The sequence below is a fragment of the Octadecabacter antarcticus 307 genome (genome assembly GCF_000155675.2).
In the GTDB taxonomy this organism is placed as follows: domain Bacteria; phylum Pseudomonadota; class Alphaproteobacteria; order Rhodobacterales; family Rhodobacteraceae; genus Octadecabacter; species Octadecabacter antarcticus.
This window is the reverse complement of sequence record NC_020911.1, coordinates 4,026,335-4,046,249: the sequence shown is the minus strand read 5'-3', so window position 1 is coordinate 4,046,249 and position 19,915 is coordinate 4,026,335. Positions and strand designations below refer to the sequence as shown.

The 19,915-nt window shown below is 55.8% G+C and carries 24 protein-coding genes and 1 pseudogene; 10 read left to right on the top strand and 15 right to left on the bottom strand.

The features are described 5' to 3' along the window. The first annotated feature begins 17 nt into the window (after nt 1–17). The 7 genes and pseudogenes from OAN307_RS20725 (at nt 18) to OAN307_RS20700 (ending at nt 5,969) form a co-directional block, all read left to right on the top strand. Entirely contained in the window at nt 18–377 is a 360-nt protein-coding gene (locus OAN307_RS20725) for a hypothetical protein (RefSeq protein WP_015501457.1), read from the top strand. A gap of 144 nt (nt 378–521) precedes the next feature. After that, on the top strand, nt 522–1,805 hold the full coding sequence (gene ccrA, locus OAN307_RS20720) for a crotonyl-CoA carboxylase/reductase (RefSeq protein ID WP_015501456.1): 1,284 nt from the start codon (nt 522–524) through the stop codon (nt 1,803–1,805). A gap of 195 nt (nt 1,806–2,000) precedes the next feature. Next, nucleotides 2,001–2,210: a hypothetical protein gene (locus tag OAN307_RS28510; RefSeq protein ID WP_015501455.1), complete on the top strand. Its 210-nt coding sequence runs from the start codon at nt 2,001–2,003 to the stop codon at nt 2,208–2,210. Continuing rightward, nucleotides 2,161–2,931, top strand: coding sequence for a helix-turn-helix transcriptional regulator (locus OAN307_RS20715; RefSeq protein ID WP_044044159.1), 771 nt, complete (start codon nt 2,161–2,163; stop codon nt 2,929–2,931). Before OAN307_RS28510 ends, OAN307_RS20715 begins: the two co-directional genes overlap by 50 nt. Before the next feature lie 82 nt (nt 2,932–3,013). After that, nucleotides 3,014–3,652 (top strand): acyl-homoserine-lactone synthase, encoded by a 639-nt coding sequence (locus OAN307_RS20710; protein WP_015501453.1) that lies wholly within the window; start codon nt 3,014–3,016, stop codon nt 3,650–3,652. Between the two features lie 39 nt (nt 3,653–3,691). After that, nucleotides 3,692–5,236 (top strand): ATP-dependent DNA helicase, encoded by a 1,545-nt coding sequence (locus tag OAN307_RS20705; RefSeq protein WP_015501452.1) that lies wholly within the window; start codon nt 3,692–3,694, stop codon nt 5,234–5,236. Beyond that, nucleotides 5,233–5,969: pseudogene (locus OAN307_RS20700) on the top strand (SDR family oxidoreductase). The gene OAN307_RS20705 and the pseudogene OAN307_RS20700 overlap by 4 nt, the downstream one beginning before the upstream one ends. Before the next feature lie 48 nt (nt 5,970–6,017). Here the strand turns inward: OAN307_RS20700 and OAN307_RS20695 are convergent. From OAN307_RS20695 to OAN307_RS20630, 14 genes are all read right to left on the bottom strand, one after another. Then, nucleotides 6,018–6,773, bottom strand: a complete 756-nt coding sequence (locus OAN307_RS20695) for a TIGR02186 family protein (protein ID WP_015501451.1) — start codon at nt 6,771–6,773, stop codon at nt 6,018–6,020. Continuing rightward, nucleotides 6,773–7,690 carry a sulfite exporter TauE/SafE family protein gene (locus OAN307_RS20690; RefSeq protein WP_015501450.1) on the bottom strand — a complete coding sequence of 306 codons (918 nt, stop codon included), beginning with the start codon at nt 7,688–7,690 and terminating at the stop codon, nt 6,773–6,775. Before OAN307_RS20690 ends, OAN307_RS20695 begins: the two co-directional genes overlap by 1 nt. Nucleotides 7,691–7,784: 94 nt before the next feature. Beyond that, on the bottom strand, nt 7,785–8,588 hold the full coding sequence (locus OAN307_RS20685; RefSeq protein WP_015501449.1) for a purine-nucleoside phosphorylase: 804 nt from the start codon (nt 8,586–8,588) through the stop codon (nt 7,785–7,787). Continuing rightward, nucleotides 8,572–9,735 (bottom strand): ABC transporter permease, encoded by a 1,164-nt coding sequence (locus OAN307_RS20680; RefSeq protein ID WP_015501448.1) that lies wholly within the window; start codon nt 9,733–9,735, stop codon nt 8,572–8,574. The genes OAN307_RS20685 and OAN307_RS20680 overlap by 17 nt, the downstream gene beginning before the upstream one ends. A gap of 3 nt (nt 9,736–9,738) precedes the next feature. Beyond that, nucleotides 9,739–10,845, bottom strand: coding sequence for an ABC transporter permease (locus tag OAN307_RS20675; protein ID WP_015501447.1), 1,107 nt, complete (start codon nt 10,843–10,845; stop codon nt 9,739–9,741). Beyond that, entirely contained in the window at nt 10,845–12,386 is a 1,542-nt protein-coding gene (locus OAN307_RS20670) for an ABC transporter ATP-binding protein (protein ID WP_015501446.1), read from the bottom strand. The genes OAN307_RS20675 and OAN307_RS20670 overlap by 1 nt, the downstream gene beginning before the upstream one ends. Continuing rightward, nucleotides 12,383–12,733, bottom strand: coding sequence for a hypothetical protein (locus OAN307_RS20665; protein ID WP_015501445.1), 351 nt, complete (start codon nt 12,731–12,733; stop codon nt 12,383–12,385). The genes OAN307_RS20670 and OAN307_RS20665 overlap by 4 nt, the downstream gene beginning before the upstream one ends. A gap of 81 nt (nt 12,734–12,814) precedes the next feature. After that, nucleotides 12,815–13,828: a BMP family lipoprotein gene (locus OAN307_RS20660; protein ID WP_015501444.1), complete on the bottom strand. Its 1,014-nt coding sequence runs from the start codon at nt 13,826–13,828 to the stop codon at nt 12,815–12,817. 160 nt (nt 13,829–13,988) lie between these two features. After that, complete coding sequence (locus OAN307_RS20655; RefSeq protein WP_015501443.1) at nt 13,989–14,414, bottom strand: GNAT family N-acetyltransferase; 426 nt, start codon at nt 14,412–14,414, stop codon at nt 13,989–13,991. After that, nucleotides 14,411–14,995: a tRNA (adenosine(37)-N6)-threonylcarbamoyltransferase complex dimerization subunit type 1 TsaB gene (gene tsaB, locus OAN307_RS20650; RefSeq protein WP_044044156.1), complete on the bottom strand. Its 585-nt coding sequence runs from the start codon at nt 14,993–14,995 to the stop codon at nt 14,411–14,413. Before tsaB ends, OAN307_RS20655 begins: the two co-directional genes overlap by 4 nt. 6 nt (nt 14,996–15,001) lie before the next feature. After that, entirely contained in the window at nt 15,002–15,562 is a 561-nt protein-coding gene (locus OAN307_RS20645) for a NifU family protein (protein ID WP_015501441.1), read from the bottom strand. Nucleotides 15,563–15,702: 140 nt separating this feature from the next. Then, nucleotides 15,703–15,903 carry a hypothetical protein gene (locus tag OAN307_RS20640; RefSeq protein WP_015501440.1) on the bottom strand — a complete coding sequence of 67 codons (201 nt, stop codon included), beginning with the start codon at nt 15,901–15,903 and terminating at the stop codon, nt 15,703–15,705. 177 nt (nt 15,904–16,080) lie between these two features. Then, entirely contained in the window at nt 16,081–16,536 is a 456-nt protein-coding gene (locus OAN307_RS20635) for a universal stress protein (RefSeq protein WP_015501439.1), read from the bottom strand. A gap of 64 nt (nt 16,537–16,600) precedes the next feature. Next, nucleotides 16,601–17,524: a hypothetical protein gene (locus tag OAN307_RS20630; protein ID WP_144055652.1), complete on the bottom strand. Its 924-nt coding sequence runs from the start codon at nt 17,522–17,524 to the stop codon at nt 16,601–16,603. Between OAN307_RS20630 and OAN307_RS28505 the strand changes: the two genes are divergently transcribed. Further along, a complete protein-coding gene (locus tag OAN307_RS28505) occupies nt 17,511–17,735 on the top strand; it encodes a hypothetical protein (protein WP_144055651.1) in 225 nt (74 codons plus the stop codon). The two genes, OAN307_RS20630 and OAN307_RS28505, sit on opposite strands and share 14 nt — an antisense overlap. On the opposite strand, the gene trpS is transcribed toward OAN307_RS28505, so the two are convergent. Next, nucleotides 17,705–18,724 (bottom strand): tryptophan--tRNA ligase, encoded by a 1,020-nt coding sequence (trpS, locus tag OAN307_RS20625; RefSeq protein WP_015501437.1) that lies wholly within the window; start codon nt 18,722–18,724, stop codon nt 17,705–17,707. The genes OAN307_RS28505 and trpS overlap by 31 nt on opposite strands. A gap of 81 nt (nt 18,725–18,805) precedes the next feature. Between trpS and OAN307_RS20620 the strand changes: the two genes are divergently transcribed. After that, nucleotides 18,806–19,510, top strand: a complete 705-nt coding sequence (locus tag OAN307_RS20620) for a rhomboid family intramembrane serine protease (RefSeq protein ID WP_015501436.1) — start codon at nt 18,806–18,808, stop codon at nt 19,508–19,510. A 2-nt stretch (nt 19,511–19,512) separates the two neighbouring features. Then, nucleotides 19,513–19,911 (top strand): VOC family protein, encoded by a 399-nt coding sequence (locus OAN307_RS20615; protein WP_015501435.1) that lies wholly within the window; start codon nt 19,513–19,515, stop codon nt 19,909–19,911. The last annotated feature ends 4 nt before the right edge of the window (nt 19,912–19,915 follow it).

Below are 19,915 nucleotides of genomic sequence, written 5' to 3'. Positions count from 1 at the left end.
TTTTATGAGGGAATCCTATGACGTTTCAATTTAAATCACATGCATTCGCGGCCATTGCAGCAACCACGTTGGCAGCATGTGAACCCGTGCCCACAACCACCACGACGACTGTAATATCAGCCAATAAGAACGTTCTTATTATGAACAACACAGGCCGTACGATCTGGCGTTTCTACGGATCACCTGTGAACGTGAATAGCTGGGAAGAGGATATTCTTGGGTCCAACACCTTGTCAGCCGGCCGGTCACTGAACGTCGATTTCTCTGATGGACGCACCATTTGTAACTTCGACATGAAAGCCGAATTCCAAGACGGAACATCCATCATAAAGAACAACATCAACGTTTGCGCGGTTTCAAGAGTCTCTTTCCCGTAAGTTACGCTGCAACGCAGCAGACATAAAATTACAAAAAAGACCCCTGTATAGTTGCAAAGTTACCCAAGTAGCGATTATTACTCCATCAGAGCACGTCGATTCTGCGGCGCGGCACGAATAACGAATGATCTGATGGAGACGGACATGGCGCTCGACCAAAACGCAGCCTTCACCTACGAAGCTGAGAAAAAAGACCTTTACGGCATGGGCGAAGTGCCCCCGATGGGCCACGTACCAAAGCAGATGCACGCATGGGCGATCCGTCAGGACCGGCACGGCGAGCCCAATGAAGCATTCCAACTTGAGATCGTGGATACGCCAACACTGGATTCAGGCGAGGTTCTGATCATGGTAATGGCAGCTGGCGTGAACTATAACGGTGTGTGGGCAGGTTTGGGCAAGCCGATCAGCTTCTTTGATAGTAACGACAATGACTACCAGATCGTCGGGTCCGATGCGGCTGGGATCGTCTGGGCCGTAGGTGATAAGGTCAAGCGCTGGAAAGTCGGCGACGAGGTCGTGGTCCATTGTAACCAAGACGACGGTGACGATGAAGAATGCAATGGCGGCGATCCGATGTTTTCGACCACCCAGCGGATTTGGGGGTACGAGACTGCCGACGGCAGTTTTGCCCAGTTTACCCGCGTACAAGCACAGCAGTTAATGCCGCGCCCGCAGCATCTAACATGGGAAGAAAGTGCGTGTTACACCCTGACTCTGGCCACCGCGTATCGTATGTTGTTCGGCCATGAACCCCATGATTTGAAACCTGGCCAGAACGTTCTGGTTTGGGGCGCGTCGGGTGGTCTGGGGTCCTATGCGATCCAGTTGATCAACACGGCGGGGGCCAACGCAATTGGCGTGATTTCAGACGAAGACAAACGCGATTTTGTGATGGGTCTGGGTGCCAAGGGCGTCATCAACCGCAAGGATTTTGACTGTTGGGGCCAAATGCCCACCGTCAACACGCCGGAATATGCGACATGGTTCAAAGAGGCGCGCAAATTCGGCAAAGCGATCTGGGACATTACCGGCAAAGGCAACAACGTCGATATGGTGTTTGAACACCCTGGCGAGGCGACGTTCCCAGTGTCGACATTAATCTGCAAAAAGGGCGGTATGGTCGTGATTTGCGCGGGCACCACGGGCTTTAATTGCACGTTCGACGTGCGATACCTTTGGATGCACCAAAAACGCATCCAAGGTAGTCACTTTGCCCACCTCAAGCAGGCATCATCGGCGAACAATCTGATGGTTGAACGCCGATTGGACCCTTGTATGTCAGAAGTGTTCCCTTGGGATCAACTGCCAGACGCGCATACCAAAATGCTGCGCAATGAACATAAACCCGGCAATATGTCGGTGCTTGTTCAGTCGCCCAGAACGGGACTGCGCACGCTTGAAGATGTGATCGCCGCGAAGGGCTGACCCGCTTGGTGTCCTAAGTGATTCTAAACGAGGGCTGCCAGCAATTCGCTGCGCGGCCCTCATTGTTTCCAATATATTACCTAATCTGGTCCTCCCCATTAATGGCGGGGCCGTTTCAGTAGGGTGAATTGTTAATCCGTTCGGTTGTATACTCAATCTTAACCACTCGTTAACACATCACACAGAGAGTATTACATGGGACAGAAATGGATCATCGACGTTATCGCTGACCTACGCGCATTTGCTGACCAGAACGGGTTACCTCTGCTGGCACACCAGTTAGATGTGACCTCGACGGTTGCGCAGGCAGAAGTTGCATCGATGGCTGAGGGGGCGCCGCACGCGGCGAATGTAGATGCAAGCCAATCTGCGTCATCTTTTGGTGACACTCGATCAGGCCACTGAACTTAGCGCGCTTCAGGACACGATCGTCCGGCTACGCGACCATTATGGCGTCGCGCATATGGTGTATCATTGGGTGTCTGCGGACGGTGAACAATACGGTTGCGGAACCTACCCGCTCTCTTGGGTTCAACATTATGTTCAAAAGGACTATCTGCGCATCGATCCGGTGATCATCGGCTGCTTTAAGCAGTTCCATCCCGTCGATTGGAAGGCGCTTGATTGGTCAAGTAAAGCCGCCGTCGCGTTTCGCGCCGAAGCAATGCAAGCGGGTGTCGGAAATCAAGGTTATTCCATCCCGATCCGCGGCCCAAGTGGGCAATTCGCGCTTTTTTCGCTGTCAAATAATACCGATGACACAGACTGGGCGGCTTTTACTGAAAGCAACCGCCGTGATCTCATCTTATGCGCCCATTCGTTTAATCAAAAAGCGCTTGAGGTTGAGACGAAGCGCATGCCCGATCCTGTCAAACCGCTGTCGGGGCGCGAAATTGATGTGCTGACCTACCTTGCCATGGGCTATTCGCGCTCTCAGGTGGCACAAACATTAACGATCTCTGAACACACGCTGCGGGCTTACGTCGAAAGCGCGCGTTTTAAGCTTGGGGCGTCAAACACTATGCATGCAGTCGCGCGGGCCGTTTCAGAGGGCCTGATAGTTATGGGCGGCGCGGCGCGGGCGGCCCGTGGCGGCTGGCCGGGCCGCGCGCAAGCCGCCGAATAACGCAACACCCACCGGACACCCACCAAACCACGCATTAACCGCCCAGACACTAGGGTTCCTCCATTCAGCGGATGGAGGCCACATGCTGCGCTATATTTACGGATCAAATCTGCACGACCACCCTGTACTGGCGGATACGATGTTTCGCGATCGCGGCGTTCAGTTTCGGGACCGCCTCGGCTGGGACGTAAGCGTAGACGCACAGGGGCATGAGCGTGATGAATATGACGGTGAGGACCCGCTTTACGTTATCTGGCAGCGTCCCGATGGCCGCCACGGTGGGTCAATGCGGTTTCTGCCGACGACGGGGCCGACGATGGTCAATGATCACTTTGCGGACCTGTCCGATGGAGCCGCCATTCGAAGTCCGTTAATCTGGGAAAGTACCCGGTTCTGTCTTGCTCCGAACGCGAACAGCCGTATCGCTGCGGCTCTGATGCTTGGGGGTGGCGAAGTCATGCGCGGATTTGGGGTGACGCAATTTGTTGGCGTATTTGATGCCCGCATGGTGCGCATCTACCGTCGTGTCGTATCGTCGCCCACTGTTTTGGGCAGCAGTGAAACGGGGCGCGACAAGATTAGTGTCGGCTTGTGGACTTATAACCCGTCCGATCGCGTCAAAGTCCTGTGGCGGGCGGGGCTGTCATCGGCGCTGTCGCATCACTGGTACGCCCGCGCGTTTGGCGAAAAGCCTGAGAAAATGCTGGCACGCGCGGCGTAACGTCTGGCCCCTCAAGCGTGGCGTGGGTAAGGTCGCGCTATGGTTCAAACTGCCCTCACACTCTCCGACGATCAGGCCGAAGCCTGGGATGCCGTGTCCGACCTTTTGGGTAAGGCGGGCGTTAATATGTTGGCCGGCACGACACTGCCGCTGAAAGAACAACCGTTGCGGTCCGTATTGGCCGTTTTGGGCAAGGCAGGCAGCGGTAAAACGCTGCTGTTGGCTGAACTGTTCCGCGCGATGCGCGAAGCGGGCGTTGATATCGTGTCAGGCGACTACGAAGGCAAAAAACGCCGTGATCGGCGCACGCTTGCCATTCTCGCACCCACCAACAAAGCGGCGAGTGTGCTGCGAAATCGCGGTGTTCCCGCCACGACGATCCACCGGATTTTATACACGCCGATGTATGATCCCGAATACGAAAAGATCGCTGAATGGCTTGCAGGCAATGGTGAAAAACCTGCGATTGAGGGTCTGACCGAAGTGGCGCTGGATCGCGCATTTGCGTCCTATCAGGTGAATTCATCAGTCCCTGCAGCGCTTGCCGCGGCCGGTCTACGCGGGTCGGATTTTATCACTGGATGGAAACGCCGTGAGGACCCGCTGGACATCGGGTTTGTTGATGAAAGCTCCATGCTTGACGCGAAACAATTTGAGGATTTGCAGGACATCTTTCCAACGTTGGTGTTGTTTGGTGATCCTGCGCAGTTGCCCCCCGTCAAGGCTGAGGGTGGCAAAATGGTGTTCGAGCAGCTCCCCGAAGCCCGTCAATTGATCCTGTCCCGCGTCCACCGTCAAACCGCCGATAACCCGATCCTCGATCTGGCCCATGCGCTGGCGGACCCGCAGATTGATTTTTATGCGTTTGAACAACTTGTGGCTGAGGCGGCGCAAAAAGATGACCGTGTCGTCATGGCACAACGGGTGGAAAGCGACCTCATGGCGCGTTCACCTTGTCTCGTCTGGCGCAACGCCACGCGTATCAAACTGATCCACGCCTTTCGCAATGCGTTTGGTGCGCCCGTGGATGAACTCCTCGAGGGAGAACCGCTTGTCTGTGACGGCATCGAACTGCCCGCCAAGCATCGCAAAAAACGTCTCGATCTTGAGGCGCGCGGGCTAATCAAAGGCGCTCAAGTTATCTACCTCGGACCAGGTCGCAAGCCTGGGTTTTCTCGCCTTCATGTCATGGGTGCCGAAGACCCACAGGTCAGCGCTGCGTCCATCGTCAAGATCGAACTTGAAGGTGACGAGGAACCGTTCATTCCCTTTGCTGCGCGCATGGGGGCGACGTTCTTGCACGGCGCGGCGGTGACAATCCATAAGGCGCAAGGGTCGCAATGGGACACGGTTCAGGTCTTTGCGCCCGACATCTATGCCGCGTCGCGGATGGGACGGATTGAGGCGGGCCAGCCGCTCTGGAAACGCCTTGCGTATGTTGCGATCACGCGGGCAGAAAACCGACTGTGTTGGGTCGTGCGCAACCGCCTTGCGCGGCCGTCTGGGACGCTGCGAACAGATGACTTGATCGTGGCCCCCGTGCCATTGGAACTGACCGCGCCGCAGCTGGAGGATGAGATTTGAGCACCATCATCGTAACCGGTGCCAGCAGCGGGATTGGCCGTGCGGTGGCAGAAAAATCCTTGCATGGCGGTTGGACCGTTGGCCTGATTGCGCGACGGATCGATGCGTTAGACGCTGTCGCGAACGGTAATCCGCATGCTTATGTTTTGCCCCGTGATGTCACCGATTCAGGTGCTGTCACACGGGCGTTTGACACGTTCGTTCAACAAACTGGGCGCCTTGATACGCTTTTCAACAATGCGGGCATTTTTACCCCCGCTGCGCCGATTGAAGAGGTCAGCGTCGATGATCGGTTGCGGGCCATAAACGTCAATTTGACGGGCATGTTCTTGTGCGCGCGTGCCGCGTTCGGGGCGATGCGCGCGCAGGACCCACAGGGTGGTCGGATCATCAACAATGGGTCAATCCCTGCCCGCCCCCCGCGCCCCGCGCGAGTGTGCGGTGACATATACAACCACCAAGCATGGCATCACGGGGCTGACAAAAACCCTCGCGCTCGACGGCGGTGCGTTCAATATCGCTGCCAGCCAGATCAATATTGGTAATCCGCAAAGCCGACCTGCTGAACGGCATTATCCAAGATGCTGTCGCGACAGGCCTAACTGCACCACCATCCATGGAAGTCAGTCACGTTTCGCATGCGGTCTGGAACATGGTGAACCTGCCCCTGCACGCGAATACGTTATTCCAAACCATTATGGCGACGAAAATGCCGTTTGTTGCACGAGGCTAAACAATTTTTCACTGGGAATTTGAGAAAAGAGTTTCGAGGAAACTCTGCCTAACGAAGAAAAATGCGAAACGCGGCGGAGGCCAACCATCCGGCAGAGATCGCAATCGCCAGCGACATCAGACCGTAAAGGAACGGCTGATTGCGTGACATCTCATAAAGCCAGCGTTCTAAACCGGCTTTATAAACCGCAATACCTGTCACATAATCATCAATCACAACGCCATCGCGGGTGATATAGATATGGGCGGTATATTCGCCTTCGGTTAACGCTGCGGGCAGTGTGATCTGGCCGCGAAAAAGCGTCTCTTCCTCGATGTCGACCTCGCTGTCGAGGATTTGATATAACTGCGAACCTGCGCGAATTCGGATCAAAGCTTCGGTAAATGTTTCTGAGTTTTGCACGGTGTCAGGCGCCCCAACTGAGCGGATGACGCGGGGGATTGATATACCGTAACGCAGGTCTTCGACCGATGTCAGCACGTCGCGCATCGGCGAGGATGTGGCAACAGCGTAGAACGACGGCGCTGCATCGACCTCAACAGCGTCGGTGTTCACCCAGATGCCCAAGATGCGTTCTTTGCGGCGCACGAGCACGGGTTCCAAAGGGCCGGCCAGTGTGATGATCACCTCAAGCGGGCCACCCTCTGGGGCGGGCGCGTCGCGTTTGATCGCCCCAAAAATCATCACTTCCGAGCCGTTGAAATTCGCGGTGATCGCGACCTCATCGCGGCTGAGTCCCAGCACAATTTCTTCAGCACCAAGCGGGGTGACCAGCAGAAAAAGGGCAGCGATCATTCGTAGCATCAGTGCCCCCCCGCAACGCCGATAGAATAAAGCTCGGACGGCATCACAAGTAGATCAAATGCGAGTTTGCCGCAGACCACCAACACCATCATCGCCAACAGAATGCGCAGGTTCTCAGCCTTCATTTTTACACCGATACGGGTGCCGACCTGCGCCCCAATCACGCCGCCAATCAACAGCAAAACCGCGAGCACAATATCGACTGTGAAGTTTGTCGTGGCATGCAGCATTGTGGTGAACGCGGTGACAAAAATAATCTGGAATAATGACGTTCCGATAACCACTTTGGTGGGCATGCCCAGCAGATATATCATTGCGGGCACCATAATGAAGCCACCACCGACACCCATGATGGCCGCCAGAATACCAACACATAGGCCGATGATCAGAGGGGGGATCACGGAAATATACAAACCGGACACGCGGAATTTCATCTTCAGCGGCAGGGCATGGACCAGCCCGTGCTTGCGCCGCACCGGGCGCGCACCGACAATTTTGGACCGTCGGATTGCGCGCCAAGATTCAATGAACATGAGCCCGCCAATGATGCCCAAGAATACAACATAGCAAAGCCTAACCAGCAGATCGACTTGACCTAATGACTTGAGATAGTTGAATAAAACAACGCCGATGGCTGCGCCGATAAGGCCGCCAATCAGCAGCACTGTCCCCATCCTCAGATCAACTGTTTTCCGTCTGAGGTGCGCAAGGACGCCTGAAAAAGACGATGCAACGATCTGCACAGCTTCTGTTGCCACGGCCACAGCGGGTGGGATGCCAATAAAAAACAGCAGCGGCGTCATTAAAAAACCGCCGCCCACACCGAACATGCCGGACAGAATCCCGACAATACCGCCTAATCCAAGCAGCAAAAAAGCGTTCACTGACACTTCCGCGATGGGCAAGTAGATTTGCATAGGCCTTCCTTACGCCTGCAACGGTACCCTGTTCAACGACCAAATACGCTACGATTATAAGACCAGATGTCTCACTCAGTGAGAATCGCCAGTTCTAGAGACGTGGTAGCGCCGCCCGCAGCACTTTTTCAAGCTTCGCAGCCCCCAGAGGGGCCATGGCCTTGGTGTGTTCATGGCTGATGGATTCGTCACTCATTCCTGCGGCCATGTTGGTGATGGTTGAAATGGCGGCGCAGCGCAGGTCAAGGAAACGCCCCAAGATCACTTCGGGCACGGTGGACATGCCGACCGCGTCTGCGCCAAGCATGCGGATCGCGTTGATTTCGGCCACGGTTTCGAATGACGGACCAGAATACCATGCATAGACACCGCTATGCATTTCGATTTTCACGTCCAAGGCAGCACGGGTCAGGACCTCGCGCATGGCAGGATCATAACAATCCTTCATCGGTACGAACCGCGCGTCGGTTTGTTCCCCGATCAACGGATTCAGCCCGCTAAAATTGATGTGATCGGACAAGCACATAATCGACCCCGTGGGCATGTCTGGCACCATCGATCCCGCAGCGTTGGTGGCAATCATTGTGTGCCCGCCAAGGGCCTTGAGCACTTCGAGGGGCAGGCGCATCGCATCGCCGCGACCTGACTCGTAATAATGTGCCCGCCCGCCAAACACAGCGACCCGCACGCCTTCAAGGGTGCCAATCACCAGGTTGGGATTGTGGCCGCTGACGCCCGCATGAGGAAATCCCTCAAGCTCATCATAAGGAATTGCAACGCCTTCGACAGCACCCGCCAGATGCCCCAGACCCGACCCAAGGATCAGGCCAATTGAAACGGGTGCGGGGCCCGCAATCGCGCGGATCTTATCCGCCAGTTCCTCAGCGTTCCTTGACATAAGGTTGCCCCCCGGCGCGTGGTGGAATGGCCTTACCGACGAAGCCTGCCAATACGATCACAACGAACAAATAGGGCAGGGACTGGATCAATTGCGACGGTATTTTCACGGTCTCCCAAAGGGCTGTGAAAATGCCAATACCGTCCGCTGACGCCGTCCCGAACCACGCAGTTAAAGCGACTGCAGTCAGTACCAGCGACAAGCCACCCAACACGATCACGTCGATCTTTTCACGCTTCACCGCATAGATCGTCAATGCAGCCGCGCAGCCTATTAGCAACACCATGATCCAGATCACCTGCAATTGGATGTTGGAAAACCGGATATCAATCGCAAAGAAAAGGCCGAACAACAAACACGCGCCAAGGGCATACCAAGGCCGCCATTTGGCAAAGATCAACGCGGCTAGTGCAATGAAACCACGGTTCGCGGTCATGTCTTTGGTGAAACCTGCTTGCACCGCCGTCGACAAATACGCGCCTGCGATGCCACACAAAATCCCGCAGATAATCACGGCAGAGAACCGCAACCGGACAACTGAAATGCCCGCCGTGTCCACCGCCTCGGGTGCTTCGCCAACGGCGCGCAGACGCAGGCCGAACCGCGTACGGTACAATATCCACCAGCTCAGTGGAACAGTCAAAAGACCGAGGTACACAAGGATTGAGTGGCCGGACACGAATTCGGAATAGAATTGCATCCCCGGGCTCGCCTGCATTTTGTCACGCATCCGCGACAGTGCACCAGGAAAGTCCAAACCGTTGAATCGCGCCTCGCTGGGCAGCGACGGTGTACGCCCGCCTTGGGCGAACCAGCCCTGTGCGATCACAACCGTCAAACCAGCCGCAAAGAAGTTAATCGCGACACCGGAAATCAACTGGTTGCCGCGAAAGGTAATGGACGCAATGCCGTGGATGATCGACAGCACCACGGAAATTCCGATGCCAGCCAACAGGCCGACCCAGACGGACCCTGACGTGTACGACACAGCGGCTGACACGAACGCCGCCGCCAACATCTTGCCTTCAAGCCCAATGTCAAAAATGCCTGCACGTTCGGAAAACAGACCTGCAAGGCAGGCCAACAAAAGCGGGATTGCCATGCGCACGGATGCGTCGCCAAGCTGTACGATTGTGAAGAAATCCATTGTCTATTCCCCCGCCACGCGGCTACGTCCAAAGCGGATGAACAATTTTTCAATTGGGCTGCGGACCATTTCGTCCAAAGCACCGGTGAACATAATGACCAGCGCCTGAATGACGACAACAATCTGAACCGGGATTGACGTTGCGGCCGACAATTCAGCGCCACCTTGGAACAGCGCCCCAAACAGAAGCGCAGCAATGACAATACCAATCGGGTGGTTGCGCCCCATCAACGCAACCGCAATCCCGATGAAACCAGCACCGCCAGAGGCGTTGTCCACCAGTTGCGGCGTGTTGACGCCCATCGTGTTGTTCACGGCCATCATCCCAGCCAAGCCGCCAGAAATCAGCAACGCAATCATCGTGATATTAACGGCTGATATACCGGCATACTTTGCAGCACTTTCAGATCGACCCAGTGCACGAATTTGATACCCCAGCCGCGTGTGCCAGATCAACGCCCAAACCCCGACGCAAGCCAACAGCGCAATAAAAATCGACACGTTTACGGGGGATCGCCCGAACAAGTCAGACCCGAACAGCCCTGCAATATCGTTGAGGGACGGCAAGTGCGCCGCTTCTGGGAAGACCGCAGTAGCGATTTGCATATTGCCGTCAGGCTTCAACGGACCGCTGAGCATATAGATCAATACTCCCGACGCCATAAAGTTGAACATGATCGTCGTGATAACGATGTGACTGCCGCGCCGCGCCTGCAAATACGCAGGTATCGCGACCCAAAGCGCGCCGAAGAGGGCCGCAGCTGTGGCACCGGCGATCAACGCCAGCGTCCAGTGTGGCCATGGCACAAACAGCACGACGATTGCGGCCCCAAGACCACCCAAAAGCACCTGACCTTCACCGCCAATGTTGAACAGTGATGCATGGAACGCGACCGCAACGGCCAGCCCCGTAAAGATAAAGTTCGTCGCGTAAAACAGCGTGTAGCCAAGAGAATCTGACGTGCCTACCGCGCCATAAGCCATCATTTTCAACGCTTCCCAAGGGTCCTGCCCCACAGCCACAAACACGATTGCTGAAATCAGTGCCGCCAAGATCAGCGACACCACCGGCACCAGCGCCACATCGGCCCACTTTGGCATTTTGTCCATCAGGCGGTCTCCCCATCTGTGACGCCCGCCATCAGCAGGCCCAGCTCTTTTTCATTGGTATTTTCGGGCAGGCGTTCGCCCATGATCTGACCATCAAACATGACCGCGATCCGATCACTCAGGCCCATAATCTCGTCGAGTTCCACCGACACCAGCAGAATGGCCTTGCCAGCATCGCGCAGGGCGACAATCTGTTGGTGGATAAATTCGATTGCGCCGATATCGACGCCACGTGTTGGCTGCCCGACTAGCAATAAATCAGGGTCGCGTTCGATTTCTCGCGCGACGACGATTTTCTGCTGGTTGCCGCCGGAGAAATTCTTGGCTGACAACAGCGGATTGGGCGGGCGCACATCGAAACGGTCCATCTTTCCTTGCGCATCACGCAGGATCGCAGCGTTGTCCATCAGCAGCGCGTTTCGCTGGTATTCAGGGTCGTGATGATAGCCAAACGCGGTGTTTTCCCACGCGCTAAAATCCATGATCAGGCCATCGTGCTGGCGATCTTCGGGTACGTGGGCAATGCCACGCGCACGCCGACTTTGGCCGTCAGAATGGGCACCCGTCAAATCCAGCGGCACCCCGTTCATCAGAATTTCGCCACTGGCTTTTTCGTAGCCGCCCAAGACCTCAAGCAGTTCGGATTGCCCATTGCCAGACACCCCCGCAATGCCAAGTATTTCACCCGCGCGGACGTTGAACGACACACCTTTAAGACGATGCACGCCCTTTTCGTCAGTAATGTCGAGGTCGCGCACTTCAAGCACGACATCTTTGGGTTTTGCAGGGGTTTTATCCACCCGCAGCAATACCTTACGGCCCACCATACGTTCCGCAAGATCAGCAGGATTGGTGTCTGATGTCTTTACTGTCGAATCCATTTCACCACGGCGCATAACGCTGACTGTGTCGGTGATGTCCATAATTTCGCGCAGCTTGTGGGTAATCAGGATGATGGTTTTTCCCTCTGCCTTCAGGCGGCCAAGGATGCGGAACAACTGGTCGGCCTCGGGCGGGGTCAGCACGCCCGTCGGTTCGTCCAAAATCAGGATGTCAGCATGGCGATACAGCGCCTTTAGAATCTCAACCCGCTGCTGCATTCCGACGCCAAGATCTTCGATAATCGCATCAGGATCGACGTGCAGTTCGTATTCTTCTGCGAGGCTTTTTAATTGCTTACGTGCTTTGGCCAAGGACGGACGCAACAACGCCCCGTCTTCGGCCCCCAAAACTACATTTTCCAACACGCTGAAATTCTTTACCAGTTTGAAATGTTGAAACACCATGCCGATTCCGGCGGCAATCGCCGCCTGACTATCGGGAATTTGGGTCTTTTGACCGGCGATAAAAATCTCACCTGCATCGGCCTTATAAAACCCGTAAAGGATCGACATCAGTGTCGATTTCCCCGCGCCGTTTTCGCCGATGATACCGTGGATCGTCCCCGGCATGACTCGAATGGAAATGTCCTTGTTGGCTTTCACTGGCCCAAAAGCCTTTGAGATTCCGATAAGTTCAATGGCGGGGGAAATGTCACTCATGCGGCTGCTCCTGTCCCCACAAACCCGAACATGCGGGTGATCTTGTCGCCGTTATGTTCAACGAAATACTGGCCCGTTTGCTCCATACCGTTGGCCATTCGAAACGCGATTGTCGCGCGTTCCGATGCGCCGCGCAGGTCGGTTTTGATCACAACCACCGATGCACCGATGGCCGTGGGTGCGAAATTACCAACGTAGTCCGAAGTGGCTGCCTTGCCTGTCAAAATGCCCTGCGAACGGGGGTCATCACAGATGCACCGATCCGTCACGACGGCGCTGATTACCGCCAGCCGCGCGGTGTCATCTGGTTCGCTCCAAGCGCTAAAAAATGTGTCTGTCACCGTCATCAATCCATCCCCCCAATAGTGCAAGGGGCCGCGCCGAGTTTATCAGCGCAGCCCCAAATGTAGTGTCGTTAACAGCCAGCCTTAGAATTCAAGCGCTGGGCAAGTTTCGTCAGACATATAGTCGTGGACCACCAAGGTGCCAGCAACCATTTCGGCCGAAGCAGCATCAACAGCGGCCTTCATGTCGTCGGACACAAGCTCTGCGTTGAACTCGTCCAGCGAATATCCGACCGCACCACTTTCGACGCCAAGAACGAAGATACCGGCTTCCAGATCACCCTTGTTGGAGAATGAATCGTACACAACGTTATCAACGCGCTTGAGCATGGATGTCAGGACCTGACCTGGGTGCAGGTAGTTCTGGTTGGCGTCCACACCGATGGACAAGATGCCTTCGTCGGCTGCCGTTTGCAGAACACCAACGCCAGTACCACCAGCAGCGGCGAACACAACGTCCGACCCTTGGCTGATCTGTGCCAGCGTCAATTCGGACCCTTTGACGGGGTCATTCCAAGCGGCAGGTGTTGTGCCCGTCATGTTGGCGATGATCGTCGCGTCAGGGTTTGCAGCCATCGCACCTTGGGCGTAGCCACAGGCAAAGCGACGGATCAGTGGAATGTCCATACCGCCAACGAAAGACACGACACCACTTTCGGACGCGGTCGCGGCCATCATACCAACAAGGTAGGATCCTTCCTGTTCCTTGAAGCCGATTGCGCGCACGTTCGGCATGTTGATCCATGACACGTCAATAACGACGAAGTCTGTGTCAGGATAATCGGGGGCCACAACTTCAAGCGCGGTTGCCCACGAAAAACCGGCCATAACGATCGGGCTGTTGCCATCTTCGGCAAAGCGGCGGATCGCCTGTTCGCGCTGGGCATCGGATGTGATTTCGAATTCAGCAAATGCGCTGCTGTTTTCTTCGGCCCAACGCTGAGCGCCATTGAAGGCCGATTCGTTAAACGATTTGTCGAATTTGCCACCCAGATCATAAATGATCGCAGGGTTGGACGCGTGGCCGTCGGCAAATGCAACGCCAGCGGTCAGGGCAAGTGCAGTGGTCGCGCTCAGGAATTTAGTCATAAGGGTCATAAAACTCTCCCAGTTTGTTGTTGGGGGGCCGCATGTAAGAGCGGTCCCCGATCTCAAACCCGCCAAAGCAGCGGGCGTCATTTCGATCATGCGCAAATTAGGCAATGTGGTGCCGGAAAGATCAACCGATTCTTATGGGTCAGGTGATTTGGGACACGTTTTAAGCACCCGATGCAGGGTAATGGGCAGGGGAAATCGCAACTTTCATGCAGATCGCGGATGCGCCGTTCGCGTAGTAGTTGCGACGCGTGCGGAACTGCGCGAATCCGGCGCGGGCATAAAGCGCGAGGGCAGCCGTGTTATCATCCGCGACGTCTAGGAAAACCGCCTCGATTCCAGTATTGGTCAAGACGTCGAGCGCGCCGCGCAACATGGACGCCGCCCGCCCTTTGCCTTGGGCGTCTGGATGGGTGGCGAGCGTCAAAATTTCCGCTTCTGGTCTGGCAAGCCGAAAAACCGCGAAACAGGCATTATCGCCGTGGATCAGGATCGTTTTGTCGTTCAAGTAGCGTTCAAAATCTGCTGCAGGCCAGCCTATTCCAGCAAACGCCGACCTGTGGGTCTGTGCGAGGGCCGCAGCGATCACGGCAGGATCATCGGCGGTTTGTCGCGCGGCGGGGCGGCATCTGCGGGGCGCACATACAGCGGTGCAGGCCGCACGAAAGTTTCATCAGGCTGCGCCAAACGCGCTGCCGCTATGTTCGCGATCGCAATAATTAGGGTGGTAGGATTCGGCGCAGGCGCATCTGCGTCTTCGAGACGGGGGGGGGGCAAACCGGCCTGCGTTAAATCCATCGCATATCGTTGGTCACGCGGTGCGGGCAAATAGGCGGTGTAGGGCAGAGTTTGGCCATGCGCCACGGCCTCAAATCCGTTGACGCCAATTGCGGGTTTCCCAAGGCCCAGTGCCAAACCACGCGCCGCAGAAACCGAAATGCGGATGCCCGTAAAGTTTCCTGGCCCCACACCCACAGCGATTGCATCAAGATCAGCCCAACTGAACCCTTCGTCTGCCAGCAGGTCTTCAAGCAGCCCGATCAACCGCTCCCCCTGACCGCGCGACATATCTTCTTGACGGGTGGCTATTTGACCATCCCCCCACATCAAAGCGGCGGCGCAATGCGCCGCCGATGTGTCGAATGCCAGAATGATTGGCCGAGCCTTCATGAATACCTACGCCGCGACAGGGCGGACTTCGATCACTTCGGGAATGTAGTGGCGCAGCAGGTTTTCGATGCCCATTTTTAGTGTCAATGTTGAGGATGGGCAGCCTGCGCACGCGCCTTGCATATGCAGATAAACCACGCCGCGATCAAAGCCATGGAACGTGATGTCGCCGCCGTCTTGAGCAACAGCCGGGCGGACCCGTGTGTCAAGTAACTCTTTGATTTGGTTCACGATATCACTGTCTTCGCCAGTGTGTTCAGCATGGCCGGACCCAGTTTGTTCGCCGGTCATTACCGCGGCACCAGACTGATAATGTTCCATCACGGCACCCAGAATCGCGGGTTTGATGTGGTCCCATTCAACACTATCCGCCTTCGTTACGGTCACAAAGTCATTACCGAAGAACACGCCTGTAACACCCTCAACAGCGAAAATACGACCCGCCAAGGGGCTCTTGCCAGCGGCTTCAACGCTCGTAAAATCGGCGGTGCCGACTTCAAGCACGGTCTGACCGGGCAGGAATTTCAATGTCGCTGGGTTCGGGGTAGATTCAGTCTGGATAAACATGGTGGGGCAAACCTTTTTTGTCAGGATTTATATATGCTCCCACATCCCCGTAAAGTCAAGGTTTGGAATCGTTCTAAGACGCAAACGGTCCGCCCTTTGGGCGATCTGAAGTGGGGAGGAAGTAAAGAACAGCGATCGGCTTAGTTGTGACAATTGAAATTGAGTTCTTGTGTGTCCATAATTTGGCCACCAAATTTCAAGATTGTGATGGCGTCTCCGAATGATGCTGTGATTTCGACAACAATTAAACCCAGTTCAACTTCTGTGCCGACATCTTGTGATGGTGGGAATGCGCTGATGTAATCGCCGGCAGCGGATGCAATAACATTAGTGTGCGACATTTCACGCTGCTCCTCATCGAGTGAGAATCATGTCACAAATTCAAGATGAACTGTCATAAAACGCCCGCGCCGATGCCGCACAGGGCAGTTGAAGGCCGTATCAACCGCCGCGTATTGTGCGATCAGATTCACCGGTCAGTCCGTGAGCGCCGCAGATCTTCAAATGCGCTTATTGGTTCAGGTGATCGCCTCAAGGCGTTCTTTTGACATATCACCAGGCACGATCGTCATCGGGATCGGCAAAGTTCCAGCCTGTTTGATCATCGCAGTGATCAATGGACCGGGGCCCTTTTTATTCGTGGCAGCGCCCAGCACCAACAAGCCGACTTCTGAGTCTTCTTCAATCTGCGCGAGGATTTCGGTCACAGGCACGCCTTCGCGGATGATCAGTTCGGGATTAACGTTTTGCTTGTCGCGCATCCATTTGGCGAAGACTTCGAAATGTACTTCAATGCGTTCGCGGGTTTCCGCACGCATCACTTCACTGACTCCGATCCAGTGGTTGAATTCATCTGGTGGAATGACCGACAGCACGGCAACACCGCCGCCGGATTTGGCCGCCCGCATTGCAGCAAAACGCATCGCGTTCAGGCATTCACGACTGTCATCTAGGATCACGAGAAATTTGCGCATTGTTGTCTCCCTTAGTCGCCTGACTGTGAAGGAGAGCCGCCACTCGCGCAATCCATAACTGCGTTTACCGCAAGAACCGCCGCGTGGCGCGCACACAGCCGTTGGCGCATTGCTGGCTAGTGAATATCAATGATTGTAGGGCTAAAAGATAGATCGCAGCGGTCGCGCCAATCGCAAGATTGCTGATGTGAACAGCGGCGCTAAACACGCGGGCATTGCCCAAAACCTCAAATGCGCCGCGTGTTCTTGGGCCCAACGCATCGCTGACGCGGGCCAGTCGCGCTGCCTCTTGCGCGGTGTCGACATGTCGCAGCAGCAGTATGGCTTCTGCGACGGATGTCTTGTCGGCGACGCGGCGCAACGAGCCACTCAGTTCACCCAGTTCCGCCAGTTTCGCGCTGTCCACCACATCGGCCGGTCCAATGCGCAACGCTGCAAGGTCGCCCATCCGGTCCCATTGCACCGCATCACCAATCAAACTGCTGAGCCGCGTGGTCAGCGGCGCCGTGAGCGTGCCGAGCCTGCGTGCCATCCGCAAAACTGACGTGCTTGCCTTGATGGTGTAACTGGTGCCGCCGGACGCAATCACCGCGCCGGTTGCGCCAAGGCCGATAATCGCCAGCCCGAAATCTAGTTCGTCTATGTTGTCGCCTGCCAGATAATCGCCTGCCGCACGGCGCAACGCATTCAAATCGCCCGCAGGCGTTAATTCAAACGGTAAGGCGCAGGCGCCCATTTGGAATACTGTCGAACAGGTGGTAATATCCACAGCACAGGCGCTGCATGCGGTTGCGCGCGCGATCAATCCGGACGCTGCGATATTGAGGGCGGATATGTCTTCAACCAATGTTGGCGGCAAAGCGACGCCATGATCAAGCGCCAGCCCCATCAGCACGTCGATCTGCATCAGGTCCTGCGCAATGATCGTGTCCTGTATGCGTGGCAGTAACCATACCAGCGTCACTTCGCGGGCCATGGCGCGGGTCAATACCGACTCAATTTGCTACCTGCTGCGATCAACAATCGGGGCTGCAAAAGGCGACTGCGATGACAGCCACGCGACGCTGCCCGCCGTCATGGTGAACGGTGACAAGGTCAATATTATGAACAGCAGCCACCTCATGTGGCGGTTCGCAGTCGTGAATTTCTCATTCCGATCCCGTCAGTCTTACGCCCGCAAAAGCCCAACAATATCATAGGTTTTTTCCAAGATCGGCGTTGCGATCTCGCGTGCTTTTTGCGCACCGCGCGCCAGTTTGCGGTCAATCTCTGCCGGATCATCCATCAGCCGCTTCATTTCATCCGAAATCGGTGCGAGCTTTGTGACAGCCAAATCCGCCAGCGCAGGTTTGAACGTGCCCCAGCTGGCACCGGGATACTGCGCAATCACGGCTTCGGGCGTCATGTCAGACAGACTAGCATAAATATCCACAAGGTTCTTCGCCTCAGGTCGTCCCGCCAGACCCTCAACGGTCTCGGGCAATCCATCAGGATCAGTCTTTGCCTTCTTGAACTTCTTGGCAATGGTGTCGGCGTCATCCAGCATGTTGATGCGTTCCATGTCGCTGTCGCCTGACTTGGACATCTTCTTGGTTCCGTCGCGCAGGTTCATGACCCGCGTTCCGGGGCCTTCGATCACTGCTTCGGTTTGCGGAAAGAAATCCACGCCGAAATCACTGTTAAACTTGGCTGCGATGTCGCGTGTCAGTTCAACGTGCTGTTTCTGGTCTTCGCCCACCGGCACGTGCGTCGCGTGATACATCAGGATATCCGCGGCCATCAGGGACGGGTAGGCGTATAGGCCAAGCGATGCTTTCTCGGCGTTCTTGCCCGCTTTATCCTTGAATTGCGTCATCCGGTTCATCCAGCCAACGCGTGCCACGCAGTTGAAAATCCACGCCAGCTGTGCGTGTTCGGGCACTTGGGACTGGTTGAACAGAATGGAATTTTCCGGATCAATACCCGATGCCAGAAGTCCGGCGGCGATTTCACGCGTGCCAGCTTTTAACGCCGGAGGGTCCTGCCAAACTGTAATCGCGTGAAGATCGACGGCGCAATAGATGTTGTCCATGTCGGGGGACTGCATATCTACCCAGCGCTTGATCGCGCCGAGGTAATTGCCGAGCGTCAGGCCGCCGGACGGCTTGATGCCGGAAAAGACGCGCGGGGTGAAGGCATTATCGGTCATGGTGGCATTCCAAAGCTGGATTAACGGATCACACTCGCTTACCCATGCCCCAACACGCCGTCAACCGAAGGGACCTCCAGTATGAACGACCTTGGGCACAACACCGACCCAATCGAAAGCCCGTTTAACACGATACCGCTGGTGCCATTGTTGCTGGTTCTTGTCATCGCCGCGGTCGAACTGACCCTAACAGCCGCCGCAAATGGCTGGATCGGAGGGGCGCAGGGCGTGGGCTGGCGGGCAAGTGCGTTTGGCGAATTCCAGTTCTATCCCGAAGTAATGACGGAAATTTTCGAACGGGGTCGTGGCTCGCACGATTATTGGAAACGCTTTGTGACCTATCCGTTCGTTCATGGCTCCCTGACCCATGCGGTTTGGGCCAGTGTCCTGGTGCTCGCACTTGGAAAATTTGTAGGTGAAACTTTCAGCCCGATTGCATTTTTGATCCTGTTCTTCACCAGCTCAGTCTTTGGGGCGGTTATTTATGGTATTCTGTCATGGCAGAACACGCAGTTGATCGGTGCATACCCTGGTGTTTATGGTCTGATCGGCGCCTATACCTATCTGATGTGGCTCGCACTTGAACGCATGGGCGACAATCAACTTAAGGCGTTCCAACTGATCGGTATTCTGCTCGGCATTATGTTGGTTTATTTCATGCTGTTCGGATCCTCGCCAACTTGGATTGCCGAGGTGTCTGGCTTTCTGATTGGGCTGTTTACCGCACCGCTTTTGGCTCCGGGTGGCTGGTCGGCCTTTCTCAACCGTATTCGCAAAAGGGCCTGATCGTGGGCAAGACACTTGGCCTCAACCACCTCGGCCTGACGGTGCGCGATCTGGGCGTGACGACTGCATTTTTCGTGGACGTACTGGGCTGGGACGTTATCGCGCGCGATGACAGCTACCCGCGCACGACTGTTACGGATGGGGCATTGCGGCTCACGCTCTGGCAGGTACAAACCGACAACCCGGCGCCGTTTGATCGCAAGACGGGTCTGGGCCTGCATCACCTCGCGCTTGCGGTGCCCGATGAATCGACGCTCATCAACCTCGCCGCGACGCTGGCCAATACCGCAGGTGTCCAAATCGAATTCACCCCCGAACCTATGGGCAGCGGTCCGCGCCACCATATGATGTTTGCCGAACCCGGTGGTTTGCGGATTGAACTGCTGTGGGCGGGGGAATAGCGCC

What these genes read in the sequence shown, in the direction of transcription:
- OAN307_RS20725 (WP_015501457.1), top strand. Translation starts at nt 18, where the DNA reads ATGACGTTTCAATTTAAATCACATGCATTCGCGGCCATTGCAGCAACC.
- ccrA (WP_015501456.1), top strand. Translation starts at nt 522, where the DNA reads ATGGCGCTCGACCAAAACGCAGCCTTCACCTACGAAGCTGAGAAAAAA.
- OAN307_RS28510 (WP_015501455.1), top strand. Translation starts at nt 2,001, where the DNA reads ATGGGACAGAAATGGATCATCGACGTTATCGCTGACCTACGCGCATTT.
- OAN307_RS20715 (WP_044044159.1), top strand. Translation starts at nt 2,161, where the DNA reads ATGCAAGCCAATCTGCGTCATCTTTTGGTGACACTCGATCAGGCCACT.
- OAN307_RS20710 (WP_015501453.1), top strand. Translation starts at nt 3,014, where the DNA reads ATGCTGCGCTATATTTACGGATCAAATCTGCACGACCACCCTGTACTG.
- OAN307_RS20705 (WP_015501452.1), top strand. Translation starts at nt 3,692, where the DNA reads ATGGTTCAAACTGCCCTCACACTCTCCGACGATCAGGCCGAAGCCTGG.
- OAN307_RS20695 (WP_015501451.1), bottom strand. Translation starts at nt 6,773, where the DNA reads ATGCTACGAATGATCGCTGCCCTTTTTCTGCTGGTCACCCCGCTTGGT.
- OAN307_RS20690 (WP_015501450.1), bottom strand. Translation starts at nt 7,690, where the DNA reads ATGCAAATCTACTTGCCCATCGCGGAAGTGTCAGTGAACGCTTTTTTG.
- OAN307_RS20685 (WP_015501449.1), bottom strand. Translation starts at nt 8,588, where the DNA reads ATGTCAAGGAACGCTGAGGAACTGGCGGATAAGATCCGCGCGATTGCG.
- OAN307_RS20680 (WP_015501448.1), bottom strand. Translation starts at nt 9,735, where the DNA reads ATGGATTTCTTCACAATCGTACAGCTTGGCGACGCATCCGTGCGCATG.
- OAN307_RS20675 (WP_015501447.1), bottom strand. Translation starts at nt 10,845, where the DNA reads ATGGACAAAATGCCAAAGTGGGCCGATGTGGCGCTGGTGCCGGTGGTG.
- OAN307_RS20670 (WP_015501446.1), bottom strand. Translation starts at nt 12,386, where the DNA reads ATGAGTGACATTTCCCCCGCCATTGAACTTATCGGAATCTCAAAGGCT.
- OAN307_RS20665 (WP_015501445.1), bottom strand. Translation starts at nt 12,733, where the DNA reads ATGACGGTGACAGACACATTTTTTAGCGCTTGGAGCGAACCAGATGAC.
- OAN307_RS20660 (WP_015501444.1), bottom strand. Translation starts at nt 13,828, where the DNA reads ATGACCCTTATGACTAAATTCCTGAGCGCGACCACTGCACTTGCCCTG.
- tsaB (WP_044044156.1), bottom strand. Translation starts at nt 14,995, where the DNA reads ATGAAGGCTCGGCCAATCATTCTGGCATTCGACACATCGGCGGCGCAT.
- OAN307_RS20645 (WP_015501441.1), bottom strand. Translation starts at nt 15,562, where the DNA reads ATGTTTATCCAGACTGAATCTACCCCGAACCCAGCGACATTGAAATTC.
- OAN307_RS20640 (WP_015501440.1), bottom strand. Translation starts at nt 15,903, where the DNA reads ATGTCGCACACTAATGTTATTGCATCCGCTGCCGGCGATTACATCAGC.
- OAN307_RS20635 (WP_015501439.1), bottom strand. Translation starts at nt 16,536, where the DNA reads ATGCGCAAATTTCTCGTGATCCTAGATGACAGTCGTGAATGCCTGAAC.
- OAN307_RS28505 (WP_144055651.1), top strand. Translation starts at nt 17,511, where the DNA reads ATGGCGCGGGTCAATACCGACTCAATTTGCTACCTGCTGCGATCAACA.
- trpS (WP_015501437.1), bottom strand. Translation starts at nt 18,724, where the DNA reads ATGACCGATAATGCCTTCACCCCGCGCGTCTTTTCCGGCATCAAGCCG.
- OAN307_RS20620 (WP_015501436.1), top strand. Translation starts at nt 18,806, where the DNA reads ATGAACGACCTTGGGCACAACACCGACCCAATCGAAAGCCCGTTTAAC.